23 protein-coding genes are annotated in these 15,672 nt (G+C 50.2%); 22 read left to right on the top strand and 1 reads right to left on the bottom strand.

All coding sequences use genetic code 11. The annotated features are described in order from the left end of the window. The first annotated feature begins 39 nt into the window (after positions 1–39). Complete coding sequence (locus AAB391_02585) at positions 40–927, top strand: aminoglycoside phosphotransferase family protein (protein ID MEK7645179.1); 888 nt, start codon at positions 40–42, stop codon at positions 925–927. 38 nt (positions 928–965) lie between these two features. Continuing rightward, positions 966–1,235, top strand: coding sequence for a type II toxin-antitoxin system RelB/DinJ family antitoxin (locus AAB391_02580; protein ID MEK7645178.1), 270 nt, complete (start codon positions 966–968; stop codon positions 1,233–1,235). 292 nt (positions 1,236–1,527) lie between these two features. Here AAB391_02580 and AAB391_02575 read toward each other — a convergent pair whose 3' ends face one another. Further along, the gene (locus AAB391_02575) at positions 1,528–2,022 is read right to left on the bottom strand and encodes an NYN domain-containing protein (GenBank protein ID MEK7645177.1); all 495 of its coding nucleotides are present in this window, start codon (positions 2,020–2,022) and stop codon (positions 1,528–1,530) included. A gap of 280 nt (positions 2,023–2,302) precedes the next feature. Between AAB391_02575 and rpsS the strand changes: the two genes are divergently transcribed. From rpsS to AAB391_02475, 20 genes are all read left to right on the top strand, one after another. Then, a complete protein-coding gene (rpsS, locus tag AAB391_02570) occupies positions 2,303–2,644 on the top strand; it encodes a 30S ribosomal protein S19 (protein MEK7645176.1) in 342 nt (113 codons plus the stop codon). Between the two features lie 36 nt (positions 2,645–2,680). Next, complete coding sequence (rplV, locus tag AAB391_02565; protein ID MEK7645175.1) at positions 2,681–3,094, top strand: 50S ribosomal protein L22; 414 nt, start codon at positions 2,681–2,683, stop codon at positions 3,092–3,094. Between the two features lie 4 nt (positions 3,095–3,098). Then, complete coding sequence (gene rpsC / locus AAB391_02560; protein MEK7645174.1) at positions 3,099–3,794, top strand: 30S ribosomal protein S3; 696 nt, start codon at positions 3,099–3,101, stop codon at positions 3,792–3,794. Positions 3,795–3,805: 11 nt separating this feature from the next. Further along, entirely contained in the window at positions 3,806–4,222 is a 417-nt protein-coding gene (gene rplP / locus AAB391_02555; protein MEK7645173.1) for a 50S ribosomal protein L16, read from the top strand. A 5-nt stretch (positions 4,223–4,227) separates the two neighbouring features. Beyond that, positions 4,228–4,497 carry a 50S ribosomal protein L29 gene (gene rpmC / locus AAB391_02550; protein MEK7645172.1) on the top strand — a complete coding sequence of 90 codons (270 nt, stop codon included), beginning with the start codon at positions 4,228–4,230 and terminating at the stop codon, positions 4,495–4,497. 5 nt (positions 4,498–4,502) lie between these two features. After that, on the top strand, positions 4,503–4,796 hold the full coding sequence (gene rpsQ, locus AAB391_02545) for a 30S ribosomal protein S17 (protein MEK7645171.1): 294 nt from the start codon (positions 4,503–4,505) through the stop codon (positions 4,794–4,796). A 9-nt stretch (positions 4,797–4,805) separates the two neighbouring features. Further along, positions 4,806–5,177, top strand: a complete 372-nt coding sequence (gene rplN, locus AAB391_02540; GenBank protein ID MEK7645170.1) for a 50S ribosomal protein L14 — start codon at positions 4,806–4,808, stop codon at positions 5,175–5,177. 21 nt (positions 5,178–5,198) lie between these two features. Continuing rightward, on the top strand, positions 5,199–5,429 hold the full coding sequence (gene rplX, locus AAB391_02535; GenBank protein ID MEK7645169.1) for a 50S ribosomal protein L24: 231 nt from the start codon (positions 5,199–5,201) through the stop codon (positions 5,427–5,429). 11 nt (positions 5,430–5,440) lie between these two features. Beyond that, positions 5,441–6,022 carry a 50S ribosomal protein L5 gene (gene rplE / locus AAB391_02530; GenBank protein MEK7645168.1) on the top strand — a complete coding sequence of 194 codons (582 nt, stop codon included), beginning with the start codon at positions 5,441–5,443 and terminating at the stop codon, positions 6,020–6,022. Between the two features lie 95 nt (positions 6,023–6,117). Next, positions 6,118–6,303: a type Z 30S ribosomal protein S14 gene (locus AAB391_02525; protein ID MEK7645167.1), complete on the top strand. Its 186-nt coding sequence runs from the start codon at positions 6,118–6,120 to the stop codon at positions 6,301–6,303. After that, positions 6,297–6,689 (top strand): 30S ribosomal protein S8, encoded by a 393-nt coding sequence (gene rpsH, locus AAB391_02520; GenBank protein MEK7645166.1) that lies wholly within the window; start codon positions 6,297–6,299, stop codon positions 6,687–6,689. The genes AAB391_02525 and rpsH overlap by 7 nt, the downstream gene beginning before the upstream one ends. Positions 6,690–6,707: 18 nt before the next feature. Next, the gene (gene rplF, locus AAB391_02515) at positions 6,708–7,241 is read left to right on the top strand and encodes a 50S ribosomal protein L6 (GenBank protein ID MEK7645165.1); all 534 of its coding nucleotides are present in this window, start codon (positions 6,708–6,710) and stop codon (positions 7,239–7,241) included. 21 nt (positions 7,242–7,262) lie between these two features. Then, positions 7,263–7,616, top strand: coding sequence for a 50S ribosomal protein L18 (rplR, locus tag AAB391_02510; GenBank protein MEK7645164.1), 354 nt, complete (start codon positions 7,263–7,265; stop codon positions 7,614–7,616). Between the two features lie 7 nt (positions 7,617–7,623). Further along, on the top strand, positions 7,624–8,343 hold the full coding sequence (locus AAB391_02505; protein ID MEK7645163.1) for a 30S ribosomal protein S5: 720 nt from the start codon (positions 7,624–7,626) through the stop codon (positions 8,341–8,343). 11 nt (positions 8,344–8,354) lie between these two features. Beyond that, entirely contained in the window at positions 8,355–8,795 is a 441-nt protein-coding gene (locus AAB391_02500) for an uL15 family ribosomal protein (protein ID MEK7645162.1), read from the top strand. A gap of 37 nt (positions 8,796–8,832) precedes the next feature. Further along, positions 8,833–10,113 (top strand): preprotein translocase subunit SecY, encoded by a 1,281-nt coding sequence (gene secY, locus AAB391_02495; protein MEK7645161.1) that lies wholly within the window; start codon positions 8,833–8,835, stop codon positions 10,111–10,113. A 286-nt stretch (positions 10,114–10,399) separates the two neighbouring features. After that, entirely contained in the window at positions 10,400–11,038 is a 639-nt protein-coding gene (locus tag AAB391_02490) for a nucleoside monophosphate kinase (GenBank protein MEK7645160.1), read from the top strand. A 1-nt stretch (position 11,039) separates the two neighbouring features. Next, entirely contained in the window at positions 11,040–11,849 is an 810-nt protein-coding gene (map, locus tag AAB391_02485; GenBank protein ID MEK7645159.1) for a type I methionyl aminopeptidase, read from the top strand. A 13-nt stretch (positions 11,850–11,862) separates the two neighbouring features. Beyond that, complete coding sequence (locus tag AAB391_02480) at positions 11,863–15,330, top strand: hypothetical protein (GenBank protein MEK7645158.1); 3,468 nt, start codon at positions 11,863–11,865, stop codon at positions 15,328–15,330. A gap of 1 nt (position 15,331) precedes the next feature. Further along, positions 15,332–15,670: a hypothetical protein gene (locus tag AAB391_02475; GenBank protein ID MEK7645157.1), complete on the top strand. Its 339-nt coding sequence runs from the start codon at positions 15,332–15,334 to the stop codon at positions 15,668–15,670. Positions 15,671–15,672: the final 2 nt, after the last annotated feature.

The following is a 15,672-nucleotide window of genomic DNA, read 5'->3' as shown; positions in this document are numbered from 1 at the left end:
CACTTTGTGATACGATTAGTGCAAATAAAAGAGAAATATATGAAAGAAGTCGTTGATCAAATTACCAAGAAGGTCTTCGGGGTGCTACCCTCATCGATCGAGGAGATTAGGGGTAAGGGGGTGGTGAATCTTGTCTGCAAGGTTACTGTAAATGGTGTGGATTATATCTTGCGGATGCAGAAAGGTGGAAAGGCCCTCAAAACCTACCAAAGAGAGAAGTGGTGCATGGATGAGGTTTCCAAGATAAATATTCCGACCCCGAAGTGTATTGCGATAGGGGAGGAGGTAGGGCACTCATTCTCGTTCCAAGAATTCATTGAGGGTGTTGATGGTAGGGATTTGCCAAAGGAGGCAGGGAGAATTTGGCTTACTTTAGGTCAGTATGCCAAGAAATTCAATGCCATCCCAGCACCGGATTGCAAGTTTGATCTTGATTATGTTGACGACAAGCTTTTTGGAGACAACTTTTTCCAAAGTGCAGGCGTGTTTTCCAGTGAGAAACTCTTGAGTATTAAAAAGAGGGTGAATGAAGTCCGCTCTTGGCAATATGCCCCAACATTGTGTCATGGCAATCTTCATTTGAGTAATGTTGTTGTGCATCCTTCAGGAGCCATTTATCTTGTGGATTGGGGAACTTCTTGTGGGCACCGGGCGCCTCATGGGGAACTTACGGATCTATTTACTTGGAATACCGGCAAAGAGAACATCGCCATTTTTCTTAAGGGATATGAGTATGGCGAAAGTGAGTTGGCCGGGGCCATGCGTGATATCCAGACCCTCGTGCTAATCAGACTTCTTGTCTCCCTACGCTGGAAGATGGAAGGACATTCGAGAAAAGATGAGACGGAGTTTGTCCGGTCTACATCGAAGGCAGTAAATGAGATAGCAGATTTCGACTCAAAGATCCTTTTTTCAAAGAATATCTAACGTATTGACAAAGTAGTGACATTGTCTATACTAGAGTGATGAACACCACTATTCAACTTCGTATCGATAAGGCGACCAAAGTAAGCGCTCAAAAGGTGCTTGCCGAGCTTGGTTTGGACATGTCTTCCGCGATGAAGTTGTTTCTTCGTACGGTATCTCGCACCAAGTCGATTCCTTTTGAGATCAGGACTGTTAATGGTTTTACTCCTGGCCAGGAAGCGCGAATGATCAAGGAGACCGAATGGGCGGAGAAGCATGGGAAGCGGTACAAGAATGCTGAGGAATTAACAAAACACCTACTTTCCTAATCGCGACACTTGACCGCTCGGCTACTTTTGGTATATGCCTTAGGTATAGAAAAGCGAATTGAAATAGCCCAAGTATCTACTTCTAAAGGTCAGAAAATCCCCGTCCACTGCGGTTTCTCGAAAGGGAAACGATGAGAGTATCTCTGGCGAAAGTCGGAATAGGGGTCTCTCTGGGGGTAGATACTTGGGCTACTTCATCGCCTTGACTCCTTTCTTGAGTTTGATAGAATTATCAATATCACGAATGGAAAAGATCACCCTTCAAGGTTCCGTCCTTGCGGGGCCTTTTCTTTTATTTTTTCTCAAGCTTGTTTTGCAGGTCGTTTATGAAACGGAGGTAGGGCTTAATGTCTTTGAATCTCAAGAGAGCAGAGTATTTGTATTTGTTCGGTACAATGATCGCTTCACATTTTCTATTCGAAATAAGGTGTCGTGCCAGGCAGTAGAAGTCACCGTCCCCAGAAACGACCACTGCTTTGTCGAAATTTGGAAGCTCAATCATGGTGTTCAGTACGAGTTCGGCGTCGACATTGCCTTTCACTGCCCCATCAGGTAATTCCAGGGTGGGTTTAAAAATACAAATATAGCCAGATTTTTGGAGGTAAGAGTACAACCTCTCATTCCCGGGTACGTATCCTATAAAAATAAAGGCACTAGACACATCATACTTATCTTTCAGATAGACTCGAAAGCGCGAAAAATCAAGCCTCCAACCAAGACCAAGTACACCCAAATTCAGATTCTGGCTATCTATAAAAGCATAGTTATTTGCGGGTTTCTTCATCATCTAGCACCCGTAACTATATATAACCAGTACGGCTACTTACAAGCAAAATCTTCATAACAATTTCATTCCGCTCTCGGTAAAACGACACTAATTGTTGCACAATGAACAACCCGCCGCCTCGCTCCCTGAGGGTCTCTCGGAAGGCGACGGCCTGAGAGTGAGTGCAAAACTCAGCAGAGTTTTGACGCGTGCCCGAAGGGAGCGGGGCGGCGGGTTGACATTATATATGCTTCTGCTAAGATACTAAGCCATGGCTCAGGTGAGCTGTTTTCATTCATTCATGACCCGATCACTCGCAAAAGGACCATATGTAGCGGAGATTCTTCTCAAGAAGATCGCCGGCAAGAAGCCAGAACAAGCTGGGGTTATTAAGACCTGGGCTCGAGACAGCCAGATTTCACCGGAAATGGTGGGATATAAGTTTGGCGTCCACAATGGCAAAGATCATATTGAAGTGCTTGTCACCGAGGAAATGGTAGGTCACCGCCTCGGTGAATTTGCGCTTACCCGAAAGTTTGTACGACACGGAGGTAAGATGCAGAAGGAGCTTGAGGCCAAGAAGAAGGAGGCTGAGATCGCAGCTGCCCAGACCGCTAAGGCCACCGTGGCAGAAAAGAAATAATCCAGCATAATCATCCTTCATTTTATCAATACTCCAATGGTTACCGCATCACTCAACGATTATCGACAGGCTCCGCGAAAGGTTCGTCTCGTGGCGAATCTCGTAAAGGGCAAGAAAGTAGGCGATGCGATGACCATGCTTGATTTCCTCGTGAAGGAAGCTTCTGGTCCAATGAAGAAGCTCATTGCTTCTGCTGTGGCCAACGCGAAGACCAACTTCAATCTCTCTGCAGAGAACCTTTTCATCAAAAACGTGCAGGTCAATGGCGGCACCATCATGAAGCGCAGCATGCCTCGAGCTCGTGGTAGCGCTTTCCCGATCCACAAGCACTCAAGCCACGTCACTTTGGTCTTGGATGTCGTGGCAGAGAAGCCAAAAAAGGTGACAAAGGCCGCGAAGACAGCGAGCGCGGTAAAAGCGGCTCCAAAAACTAACAAAGATAGCAAATAATCACATGTCACACGTCGTCCATCCATATGCACATCGATTGGGAATCATCCGAGACTGGAAGTCTCGCTGGTTCGGCGCGGACAAGACAAAGTACGTATCGTACCTCAAGTGCGACGTCACTCTTCGTGAATATTTGGACAAGAAACTCCGTGGTTTTTATACTGCTGGCGTAGATATCGAGCGAAATTCTAAAAACCTTCGCGTGGTCATCAAGACTTCTCGACCAGGTATGCTCATCGGCAAGAGTGGAGAAGGTGCCACCGCGTTGCGAAACGACATCCTCAATTTCATCAAGAAGAACAAGCTTGCAATGCCTCCAGAGCTCAAGCTCGACATCGAAGAGGTCCGATCTCCTGAGTCTAATGCAGCCATCGTTGCCTACACTGTGGCAGAAGGCCTCGAGAAGCGCCTCCCATTCCGACGCGTCATGAAGCAGACCATTGAGAAGGTGATGGCAAACCGAGACGTCTTGGGAGTGAAGATCTATCTCACTGGCCGACTTGGCGGTGCCGATATGGCCCGACAGGAAGAGCTCAAGCGTGGCCGAGTTCCTCTCCAGACCTTGCGAGCCGATGTAGATTTCAAGCGTGAAAAGGCGCACATGACCTATGGCGACATCGGCATCAAGGTGTGGATCTACCGAGGTGAGATCTTTGCTGAGAAGGCAAAGGCGGCGAAGCCTAACCACAATCAGAACTAACCAACACTCCCATGTTACTCCCAAAGAAAGTAAAACATCGCAAGTGGCACCGAATGCGCCGAAACTACGCTAAGCCTTTCATCGAGACTCGAGGCATTGCTTTGGCATTTGGATCATTTGGCCTCAAGGCGATGACCCCTGCGCGAGTAACCTCAAACCAGATCGAAGCAGCACGAAAGGTGATCTCTCGATTTGCTGGAAAGTCAGGAAAGGTGTGGATTCGCATTTTCCCAGACATGCCATATACCGCAAAGGCCGCTGAAGTGCCGATGGGTTCCGGAAAGGGTGAGCCACAGGGATACTGTGCAGAAGTGAAGGCAGGTCGTATCATCTTTGAGGTGGACGGTGTTGTCGACACCGAAGCAAAGGAGGCTCTTCGAAAGGCAGGCACCAAGCTCCCATTGAAGTCTAAGGTCATTTCACGATAACTCCCATGAAAGAAATCAAGAAAATCAGCGACAAAGAAATTTTGAAGACCATCGATGAGAAGCGAGTGGCTTTGAAGGAGTTTCGACTTGGCTCTTCTGGTAGCAAGCTCAAGGATGTGAAGGCTGGCCGAAATCTCCGAAAGGACATTGCTCGACTTCTCACCGAGGTCTCTGCGCGAAACAATGCTACGCCTGTCGTCCCAGTTGCTCCAAAGGCAGTTGCTGCGTCAAAGAAGGCGGCGAAGGCCAAGGTTGCTAAAGTTACCGTTAAATAATTTTCATGGAAAAGAACACTAAAATCAAAGCAACCAAAGTCTCCCAGGGCACCGCTCCTGCGGCTGCGGTTGTATCGAAGCCGAAGACTCTCACCGGCAAGGTCGTGTCTGACAAAATGAAGGACACTATTGTCGTCGCTGTCGATACCTTCAACAAAATGCCAAAGTACGGCAAGTACATGAAGAGCACCAAGCGATTCCAGGCACACGATGCAGGCAACACCAAGAAGATCGGCGATACTGTCACTATCATCGAGACTCGACCGATCTCGAAGAATAAGCATTTCCGCGTTATTTAATACACTTCCATGATCCAACCACGCTCAATCGTAACTATTGCAGACAACACCGGCGCGAAGATCGGCCGTATCTTCAAAGTGCTCGGCAGCGCGGGGAAGCGATACGCCCAGATCGGTGAGCTCGTGATCCTCTCTGTGCAGAAGGCAGAGCCTCGAAAGGCGATCAAGAAGAAGGATGTTCTTCGAGCAGTGGTCGTGCGACAGCGCAACCCATTCCGACGCAAGGACGGTTCATACATCCGATTCGATGAGAACGCTGTGGTGATCATCGAGCGAGAAAAGATGGAGCCAATCGGCGGCCGTGTCTTCGGTCCTATCCCTCGAGAAATCGCGGAAAAGGGTTTCCAGAAGATCGCTTCTTTGGCCCCAGAAATCGTATAACGAGACCATAACCATACTCCAATGCACGTAAAAAAAGACGAAAACGTAATAGTGATTGCCGGCAAGGACAAGGGCAAGAAAGGCAAGATCCTCAAGGCGATGCCAAAGGAGAATTTGGTATTGGTTGACGGCGTCAATGTCCACAAGCGACACATCAAGGCTCAGCGAAATGGCAAAAAGGGTGAAATTGTCGAGAAGGCGATGCCGATTCACGTCTCAAACGTTAAGCTCGTCGAAGCTCGTAAGAAATAATCATAACTATCATGAACGGAGTAAAAGAAAAGCAGAATAAGACATTCGAGACCCTCAAGGGAGCTCTTGGTATTACGAATATCATGGAAACACCAAAGCTCGTAAAGGTGGTGCTTTCGTCTGGCATTGGTTCTGTAAAGGACAAGAAGAAGATCGAGCTCATCGCCGACCGCATGAACCGCATCGCGGGCCAGAAAGTAGTGGTGAAGACAGCGAAAAAGTCGATCGCGACCTTCAAGTCTCGACAGGGCGACCCAGCCGGCTACCAGGTGACCCTCCGAGGCGATCGAATGGTGAACTTCCTCAACAAGCTCATCAACATCGCCCTCCCTCGAACCAAGGACTTCCGTGGTATTGCGCGCAAGGCCATCGATGAGATGGGTAACATCAACATCGGTATCCGCGAGCACACCATCTTCCCTGAGACTTCAGACGAAGAGCTCAAGGACGTCTTCGGCTTCGCGGCGACCATCGTCACCACGGCGAAGGATGCAAAGTCGGCGGAGATCTTCTTCGAATACCTCGGCATCCCTTTCATGAAGCCGGAGGAGGAGAAGAAGCTGGCCGCGAAGGGTCGGAAAGCCAAGGAATAATCAAGCAGGGAAGCGTGGTTTGACATCGGCAGTCCGTATTGCTAGTATGTCTCCACGCTCCCAAAGAGCCTCATTTTTTTAATTATCAATCCACAATGGCGAAAACATCAGTCATCGCACGATCTCAGAAGAAACCGAAGTTTTCTACTCGGATTGTTCGACGCTGTTTCCGCTGTGGTCGAAAGCGAGGCTTTATGCGAGATTTCGGTCTCTGCCGTATCTGCTTCCGAGAGTTCGCGAACGAAGGCATGATCCCAGGCATTAAAAAATCATCATGGTAAAGGATACTCTCAGCGACTACATTTCAAATATCAAAAACGCAGCTGCTTCACAGAAAGAGCTCGTCACTTTGCCATACTCAAATCTTTTGATGGCCGTCACTGACCTCCTCGAGAAGGAAGGCTACGTGAAGAATGCCACGAAGAAAGGCAAGAAAGGAATCAGGAGTGTCGAGATCAAGCTCGTCTACACAGGCAACCTCGCTCGAATGCACGGTGCTGAGCGGATCTCAAAGCCTTCTAAGCGCATCTATGCTGGTGCCACCGACCTGCCTCGAGTGAAGAATGGCTTCGGTACTCTCGTTGTCTCTACCTCAAAGGGAGTCATGACCGACGTGCAAGCTCGAAAGGACGGCCTTGGCGGCGAGCTTCTCTTTAAGATCTGGTAATTATTTAATCATACTCACATGTCACGAATCGGCAAAAAACCTCTCGCTATCCCAGAAAATACCACTGTTACTGTGGCTGGCCGAGTCGTGACCGTAAAGGGTCCTCTTGGTGAGCTTGCTCGTGAGATACACTCTTTGATCAACGTTGCTGTGGCCGATGGTCATGTGAATGTTTCTGCACAAAACACCACTGCTGAAGCAAAAATGCTTTGGGGCACTTGGTCTTCACATATCATGAACATGATGGAAGGCGTCACCAAGGGCTACACCAAGAAGCTCATTGTCGAAGGCATTGGTTACAAGTCTGATGTAAAGGGGGACACTCTCGCAATGTCTCTCGGCTTTTCTCATCCGGTGAACATGAAGCTCCCAAAGGGCCTCAAGGTCACTGCCGAGAAAAACCTCATCACTATCACCGGCCAGGACAAAGAGCTCGTCGGCCAGTTTGCCGCGCAGGTCCGCGCCAACAAGGTTCCTGAGCCATACAAGGGCAAAGGTATCCGATATGACGACGAGACCATCCGACGCAAGGAAGGCAAGAAGACTGCATAATCCCTTCATATTCACACTCACATGGCTACTACCAAAACACAACTTGCACAGATCACCCGAGCACGACGCCAGAAGCGAATTCGCGCGAAGATTTCTGGCACCGCATCATGCCCTCGTCTCGCTGTGTATCGATCAAACAAGTACGTGTATGCTCAGCTCATCAACGATGAGGCAGGGAAGACCCTCGCGGCCGCTACCTCTCTCAAGATGAAGGGCAAGATGATGGAGAAGGCCGTCATGGTAGGCAAGGAGATCGCGGAGAAGGCAAAGGCCTTGAAGATCGCTAAGGCAGTCTTCGATCGAGGTGGCTTTATTTACACTGGCAAGATCAAGGCTATTGCCGATGCGGCTCGAGCCGGCGGCCTCACATTCTAATACTCATATGGATACCAACCCAACACAATCAGCTCCAGCGACTCCGGCACCAGAAGCAAAGCCAGTACCATTGGCAGGAACTGCGCCAACTCAGCAGATTGCCCAGGCAGATGCCAAGCGTCCAGCACCAGCACGAAGCGGTTTCGGTGGCTTTGCTGGACGAGGTGGTGCTCGCGGTGGCGCCGGTGGCGACCGACCTCGACGTGGTCCCGCTCGAGAGCCTCGCGCAAAGCCTGAATTTGATCAGAAGATCATCAGTATCCGACGTGTGACTCGAGTGGCTGCCGGCGGACGACGCTTCACTTTCTCTGTGGCTATCGCTGCAGGAAACCGAAAGGGTTGGGTGGGTGTTGGTACTGGCAAAGCTGGAGACACCGCTATTGCGATCGACAAGGCAATGCGCAGCGCAAAGAAGCACATGATCAAGCTCGCACTCACCAAGGACATGTCTGTTCCTTATGACGTTGATGCAAAATACTGCAGTGCACGAGTGTCTATTCGACCAAACCGAGCCAAGGGCCTCGTGGCGGGTAGCTCGGTGCGAAATGTGCTCGAGCTTGCAGGCGTGAAGAATGTCACCGCCAAGCTCTTCTCGGGTACCAAGGACCATTTGAATAACGCACGAGCAGCCATCCTCGCTCTCTCAGAATTTGATCCAAAGAACTCACACAAGCGATTGGTGCGACCAGCTCGAGCCGCTCATACTGCTAGCGCCGCAAAAGCGTAATCCAACCCCCCATGCAATCACACGAAATCAAGCGAATCCATAAGAACAAGATCAGCCGCCAGGTAGCGCGCGGTGGCAAGCGTGGCAAGACCGCGGGCCGAGGTACCAAGGGGCAGAACTCACGATCAGGACGCAAGAAGCGACCAGAGATGCGAGACATCATCAAGAAGATTCCAAAGCTCCGAGGCCGAGGCCGAAACAGCTTCCTTGGTTTCCAAGTAGCGATGGTGCCGGTCAACTTTGAAGCAATCGAAAAGCACTTCGCGGCAGGTGATGAGGTCAATCCAGAAACTCTCGTTGCAAAAGGCCTCATTGAAATGTACAAGGGCGGTTTTCCTCCAGTGAAGATCCTCGCGGAAGGCGAGCTCACCAAGAAGATTACCGTCTCAGGGTGTGCGGTATCTGCTCCAGCGAAGGCGAAGATCGAGAAGGCGGGCGGTATGGTAAAATAATCGTGGGGCGTAGCCCCGTAACCTAAACGGCACCTCTATGGTAACGCTTACCGAAAAAATAAAACTCATCTTCACCGACAAGATCCTTCGCAAGAAGGTGCTCTTTGTGCTGGTCGGACTAGTATTGTTCCGACTCCTCGCTACTATCCCAGTGCCGGGCGTCGATGTCCTCCGACTCGAAGCTTTTTTCCGAACCAATGAATTTTTGAGCCTCATCAACATCTTTTCTGGTAGCGGTCTTTCCAATCTTTCTGTTGTGATGCTCGGTGTCGGTCCATACATCACGGCATCGATCATCATGCAGCTTTTGACTATGATGTCGCCAAAGCTCAAGGCGATGTACCAGGAGGAGGGAGATGCTGGACGCATTAAATTTTCTCAATATTCTCGACGCCTGAGCATCCCTCTCGCAATGGTACAGGCCTACGGCTTTTTGCTCCTTTTGTCGAAGCAGGGCTTACTCGGCGATCTTAGCGGCACCAGTCTTTTTGTGAACATCATCGTCATCACGGCTGGCTCAGCCCTGCTCATGTGGATCGGCGAGCTCATCACTGAATATGGCATTGGTAACGGCCTCTCAATGATTATCTTTGCTGGTATCGTGTCGCAGCTTCCTCCGGTATTGGGTCAATTCCGCGATATTTTGGCCGCAGACCCATCGAAGCTTCCGTTTTACATCGCCTTCGCTCTCATTGCGTGTGTGGTGATCTGGGCAGTGGTCATTATCACCGAAGCAGAGCGTTCTATCCCCGTCACCTATGCCAAGCAGGTGCATGGTGGCGGCAGCACCAACGGCGGCTCGACCTACCTTCCGTTGCGAGTGAACCAAGCCGGCGTGATTCCAATCATTTTCGCGCTTTCCATTCTGCTTTTGCCGCAGATGGTCTTCAATTTTGTGAAGGAATTGAGCACTAACCCAACTCTCATTGATATTTCACAAAAGGCGCTCGCTTTCTTGAACAACAACTGGGTTCATGCGATCGCGTATTTCGTGCTCGTCTTCCTCTTTACCTACTTCTACACTGCGGTCACCTTCGATCCTCAGCAGATCGCAACCAATCTTCAGAAGGGTGGGGCATTTATCCCAGGTGTTCGCCCAGGCGATTCCACCGCTCTATATCTCTCGAAGGTAGTCACACGCATCACTCTTGTCGGCGCCGTCTTCTTGTCAGCGATTGCGGTGCTTCCTCTCATCTTGCAGAACACAACCGGCAACACTTCGTTTGCGATCGGTGGAACAGCGCTTTTGATCGTTGTTTCTGTGGTGATTGATTTGGTGAAGAAGGTTGAAGGACAGGTTTCGATGCGGTCGTACTAGCAAAGAACCCGCAATGAATATGTGGGGTACGCATAAAAGCCTGGTGGCTTTTTGCTCCGGCTCGCGCCAGTCGCGCTCCGCAGTCCCCACATATTCATTGCGGGTTCTTTTCCATTAATACCTTCTCGAATACTATCGCGGCGTTTGAGTTTCGTGGGGCGGGCTAGGGGGGTGGCGGCTGAAAAGAGCACCTGCGGATTTTTCATACTTCCTCATACTTTGTATGAAAAATCCGCACCTACTCAAAAACACTGACAGACAGGCCTCCAAATGATATTATGGCCCTATGAATCCACAGACGTTTATCTTCATTGGGCGATCGGGTGCGGGGAAGGGTACACAGGCGGTTCTATTGCAGGCGTACCTGGAAAAAGGTGCAGGTGCTGCTGCCGGTGCCCCCGGTGCTGACGGTGCGCCAGCCTTGCCGGTGAAGTACCTCCAAACGGGTGCAGAATTCCGCTCGTTTTTGCAGGGGGATTCGTACACACAGAAGACCGCGAAGGCGTTGTCAGCGAAGGGCGCCCTGCAGCCAGCTTTCTTGGCGATCTATATGTGGGCGAAGTTTTTCACTGAGAAGCTTACGGGCGGGGAGCATTTGATTATCGACGGTACACCGCGTAAGCGAGATGAAGCGCAAGTGCTCGACAGCGTTTTTGGTTTCTATGGTCGCTCAAAGCCAATCGTGCTTTTTATGAATATTTCGGAAGCAGAGGCGGCTCGCCGACTCGCCGCCCGCCAGCGCCTCGACGACAACAGTGCTGAAATCCGCGGCCGTCTCGCTTGGTATAAGACCGATGTTGAGCTAGCAGTGGAATGGTATCGCACCAATCCGAATTATCGTTTCGTGGAGGTGAGTGGCGAGCAATCGGAGGCGAAGATTCACACGGACATTATCGCTGCAGTTGCGGCCACTCCCTCTAAATAACATGCCTTTAATTAAAACCGCGGCCGACATCGTATTGTTGAGAGAGGCGGGGAAACGCCACGCGCGGATTTTGCGTATTGCAGCAGAAATGACGAAGCCTGGTGTCGAGACCCGCGCCATAGACGACCGCATTTACATGCTCATCACCCAAGGTGACCCGAAGCTCGGTGTGCCTGGCGGCGATCAGCCTTCACTTTTGAATTTTCAACCGGACTTTGCTGACCGTCCGTTTCCCGCATCATCTTGTATTTCCGTGAACGAAGAGGTGGTGCATGGTATTCCGAATGAAAACAATCGTGTGCTCAAAGTGGGGGATATTGTGAGTATCGACTTCGGCCTGCTTCACAAGGGAGTCTATACCGATGCAGCGGTGACGGTGCCGGTAGTGGATGCGGAGGGTACCGGTATTTCTCCTGCAGTCCAAAAGTTGCTTGACGCCACAAAGGAAGCTCTCGTTGCTGGAATCAAAGTGGCGAAGGGTGGTGCTCGAGTTGGCGACATTGGTTACGCCATAGAGCAAGTGTGCAAAAAGCACAAGCTCGGTCTAGTGGAGGAGCTCTGTGGTCATGGGGTGGGAAATGCTGCTCACGAGGAGCCGTATGTCCCGAATTTTGGCAAGCGCGGCGACGGCATGCTCCTGAAGCCCGGCATGGTGCTCGCTATCGAGCCGATGTTTAATCTCGGTACGGCCAATATTGTCCTCATGCCCGACGGCTATACCTTCCGCACGGCTGATATGAAGCCGAGTGCCCATTTTGAGCATACCGTGCTAATCCGCGAAGGGGATGCTGAGGTTTTGACGGTTTTGTAGTATACTTTATTTTATGTCAGACAGACGCGATGAAAATTTCCCGAGCCCATTTGACGGAATTGAGCTTCCGGGCGGTGGTGGGGGTACGAGTAAAAAAAGTGATAAAGACCAGCGCGAGGATGTTCCTGAGGCTGGAGAAAAGACCCCAACACTTTCAAGGAAGCAAATCCGGGCAATTAAAAATGAGGTCACCCGCGCAGAAGCATCGCTCACCGGGTATCTTGCGGAAGTGACACAAAAAGAACTTTCCCCTGAGGGTGTTGAGGAGGTTCTTGTAAGACTCGGAAAATACTGCGAAGGTGCTCAGAAAGATTTGGAACCAATAAAAGAAGATGAGCTTGCACTAAAGTGGGATGATAGAAGAAAAAAGCTCGAAGATCACGCTGCTGGCATTCGCGCTGCGATAGCGGCAGGAGAGCTTGGACAAGCTTTGGAGATCCTTGCACCTCTCATTGCATTTTTCTCTGGTCTAGCACCTCTTGAAGATCAAACAAAACCTGCGCTAGCAGAGGGGGTTCCTACCCCTACACCACCGGATACCCATACTGTTGTCGCCAACGCAGAAACCCCTACCGCCGAAGCGCCTCCTCAGCAGGGCGGAGCTTCTACGAAAGAAGACATATTTCGATTGATCGAAGAGGCTAAAGGTCTCACTCTTTTTGAGAAGGTAAACGAAGAGACTGAAAAGAAGACCAAGCTCGGCGTTGGTCCGGCAAAACAGATGGCCGAGCAGATATTCGCTGAATTTGAGGATCCTCGTTTCAAACAGCGAAATCCCTCAGTTGAGAAGCGTCGTCGGATCATCGACCGTCGTCTAAAAGATCTTGGTGTCAAGAAAGGATTTGGAGAGGATGTGATGGCGGTACTCAGTAATCTTGGAGTCTTTGCTGAGATGCCAGCGCCGTCCGAAACTGATGCATCGACAAGGGCTGAGAGGCTTCCGACCGGTGTTGAATTTAATTTTAATACAGCAAAGACCCTCGAAGAGGTCTATCAGATGCTTGAAAAAGATGGGGAGGAGCTCATTGCTATGCCAGCCCCACAGGGCTCCGTGCGTAAAAACAATATGGTGCAAGCAAAGGTTGTGGCCGGTATTCTTCGTGCCGAAGTCCCAAAAATTTTGAGTGAGTTATCAGGATTGCCTGTAGACGAGCAGAGGACGACTCTCGATAGATTTTCGAAGATGATTTCTGGTCGAGGCTACCTTAATGATGCCATGGGTCGACTTCTCCGAAACGCCCTTCGTGAGGCAGGTGCTTCGCCTGAAGTTGAGTCAAAGGACGCATTGGATTTTGATGAGGCAGGCACCCTCACTGACGTGTACACAATGCTTGAAAAGATGGGTGATGCCTATTTTACTGTACGATCAAGAAAAGAGGGGGTTCCTGCTGCGCGTTTGATCTCCGCAAAGACGGTACTCGCGACGTTACGAAAAGATATCCCAAAAATGCTGAATGAGTTGCGCCGTGCTGAAATTGCTGATCGACAAGAGAAGCTCGACGAGTTTTTCAAAACCATTCCTGCGCAATATAATCTGCGAAGTGCGGTAAAGGTATTTATCAGAGGGTATTTGAGAGATGAAAAGATTGTGCTGAAGGAGGCAACTCAAGAGCCAGGTGAGGTTGTTCCCCCAGAGGCGGCACAACCAGGTGTGGCGCCAGAAGTGGTCAGGCCGACGAGAACTCGAAGGGAAAAACTACGCACTCTACATGAGCTTGGCTGGCCCGACTCTGCGATCAGGAAGCTTGGTGAGGATGGTGTGAAATCTGCTCTCACTACGCAGCAACGATACCCTGCTTCAGCTGTTAAAACTCCCGCAAGTGTGCCCGGTGCTCCCACGGTAACGGGTACTCCCACAGCTTCTGTTCCACCTACATTGACGACTCCACTAGTACCGCCGACTCCAACTTTCGCTCCAGCCAATCTCGGCAAATTGATGCCAAAGACACCTGAGGCTTCAGCAGCGGCAACTGCAGCGGCCGCCGTCACCGGCTCCGAGACTCTCGTGGGTATTCTTGATGACAACCCAGAATTCCGCGCCTTCTTTGCAAAGGTGGCGAATGCTGAGCAACTTCTTGAAGACCAAAACACACTTGAGATTGAGAAGTATCGAAAAGCTTTTGCGATAAAGGATAAGCTGGCCACCGATCTGTACGAATTGGCAAATGGGGCGATCAAGGGCGACTTCCTCCTCGATTTTGATAATCCAGATTCGAATTTGCCAAAAAATGGTAAAGAGGCGAGGAAGACATTTCAAGAATATGTCGACGCTGAGGCGTTGGAACGTCCAGAACAGCTGTTGAATCTCGCGACCCAGCTCGAGACTCGAGGGGTACTGGAAAAGAATATCGCTACCGCAAAAGCCGAAGTCGATCGCCTTGGGGGGAAGGATTTTTTTAATCAAGCCGAGCAGGATGCACTTGACCTGAAGAAGCACCTAGAGCGTGTCCATGAGAGTACCCGTCGAGATTCTGTATCTGGGTGGATACCAAATTTTGTCGAGTCGAGGATGCTGAAGACGATGTACTGGATGAGTGAAAAGGCGGGTTGGAAGGAGCAAACCGAAGCGACAATTGCCGCAGATTTCAGTGTGAAGCGAGATGGGGTTTTGAAAGGCCGCACAGTGGATGCCTTGGATGTTTGGGAAAAGCTTGCTTTGGACAAAGTGAATATGGCAGAGAAGGCTAAACTCGCTGGCCTGAAGCGTCACCAAGCCCTAGGGGAACGGATGGTGGAGGCTTCTCAGCAAGGGGTATCACGTGCTGCGCTGGAGGGGAGCAAGATCAATCTTGGTTTAGGGAGTCTTCTCACCTACAATCCTTTTTGGAAACACCACCCTGAAGTGGCACAGAAGCTACTCGATGTTGAGGCAACGTTGGCAGAGATTCGACAAAAGAAACAGACGATCGAGCAGGCTGAACAGTCTTTTGCTCAAGTCACCCAGCAGTTTGAGAGCCTGCGAACTGCCACCTATACAGAGCTGCCGCCGACCATCGCTTTGGTGAGATATGCTCAGGCACAGATCAAAAATACCCTCACGTCATTTACTGCCGATACTGCCGTGGAGGATTTGCAAAGAATTTATGAATACATGCTACTCCTCGATGGTAATCGCGGTACAGAAACAGGTGCGGACCCATTCCAGGAAATAGCAAATATTGCCGAGATGGCCGACAAGCTCCACGAGGCTATCGTTGCTCAATGGGGGAATCGAGTATTTGCGGTGTTTGAAAAGACAGCGATCAATAAAAAAGGGGCAATTGCCGATATGGAGAAGATGATACAGAATATTTTGAAGCAAGAGGCGATCGGTGGGATGGGTGCTGAGTCGCAAAAGGCTAAAATCATGAAGGGACTACTTGCGGAAGCCTTCAAGAAGATCGACCCAACCAAAGGTGATGGCAGGGAGCGGCGCATGGCACTCATGGGTGTGATGATTAATTGCGACTTGTTGAAAAAAGGCGAGAAAATAACTACATAATATGGCTCCAAAAAACAACAATTCAAGCATTCCGTCGAAAGTGCGCGCAAAGACTAACAAGGCCGACTTTTCGAAGCTTTCCGAGCTGATTGACAAGCGTGATATGGTTGGAGCGCAGTCGCTGATAGACGAGTTGATGAAAAAGAAGCTCACCGAGGCCGAAAAAGCACGGATCCACATGGATATGCTCTCGACGTATCTCGAAGTGTCCAATGAGCTCAACAAGCATTATCTCGCCGAGCTAGAAGATGTCGTGGCTTTCATGAAAGCGTTGAAGAAGGAGGAAAGGGTCATCTCGGAAGAGCTTTCCTTAGCAAAGGTGCGCGCAAAACTGCTATAATA

The organism is Patescibacteria group bacterium, from assembly GCA_038065315.1.
Lineage (GTDB): Bacteria > Patescibacteriota > Minisyncoccia > Phycocordibacterales > JBBTRF01 > JBBTRF01.
Note: the sequence above shows the minus strand (reverse complement) of the source record. Positions and strands in the feature narration are given on the sequence as shown.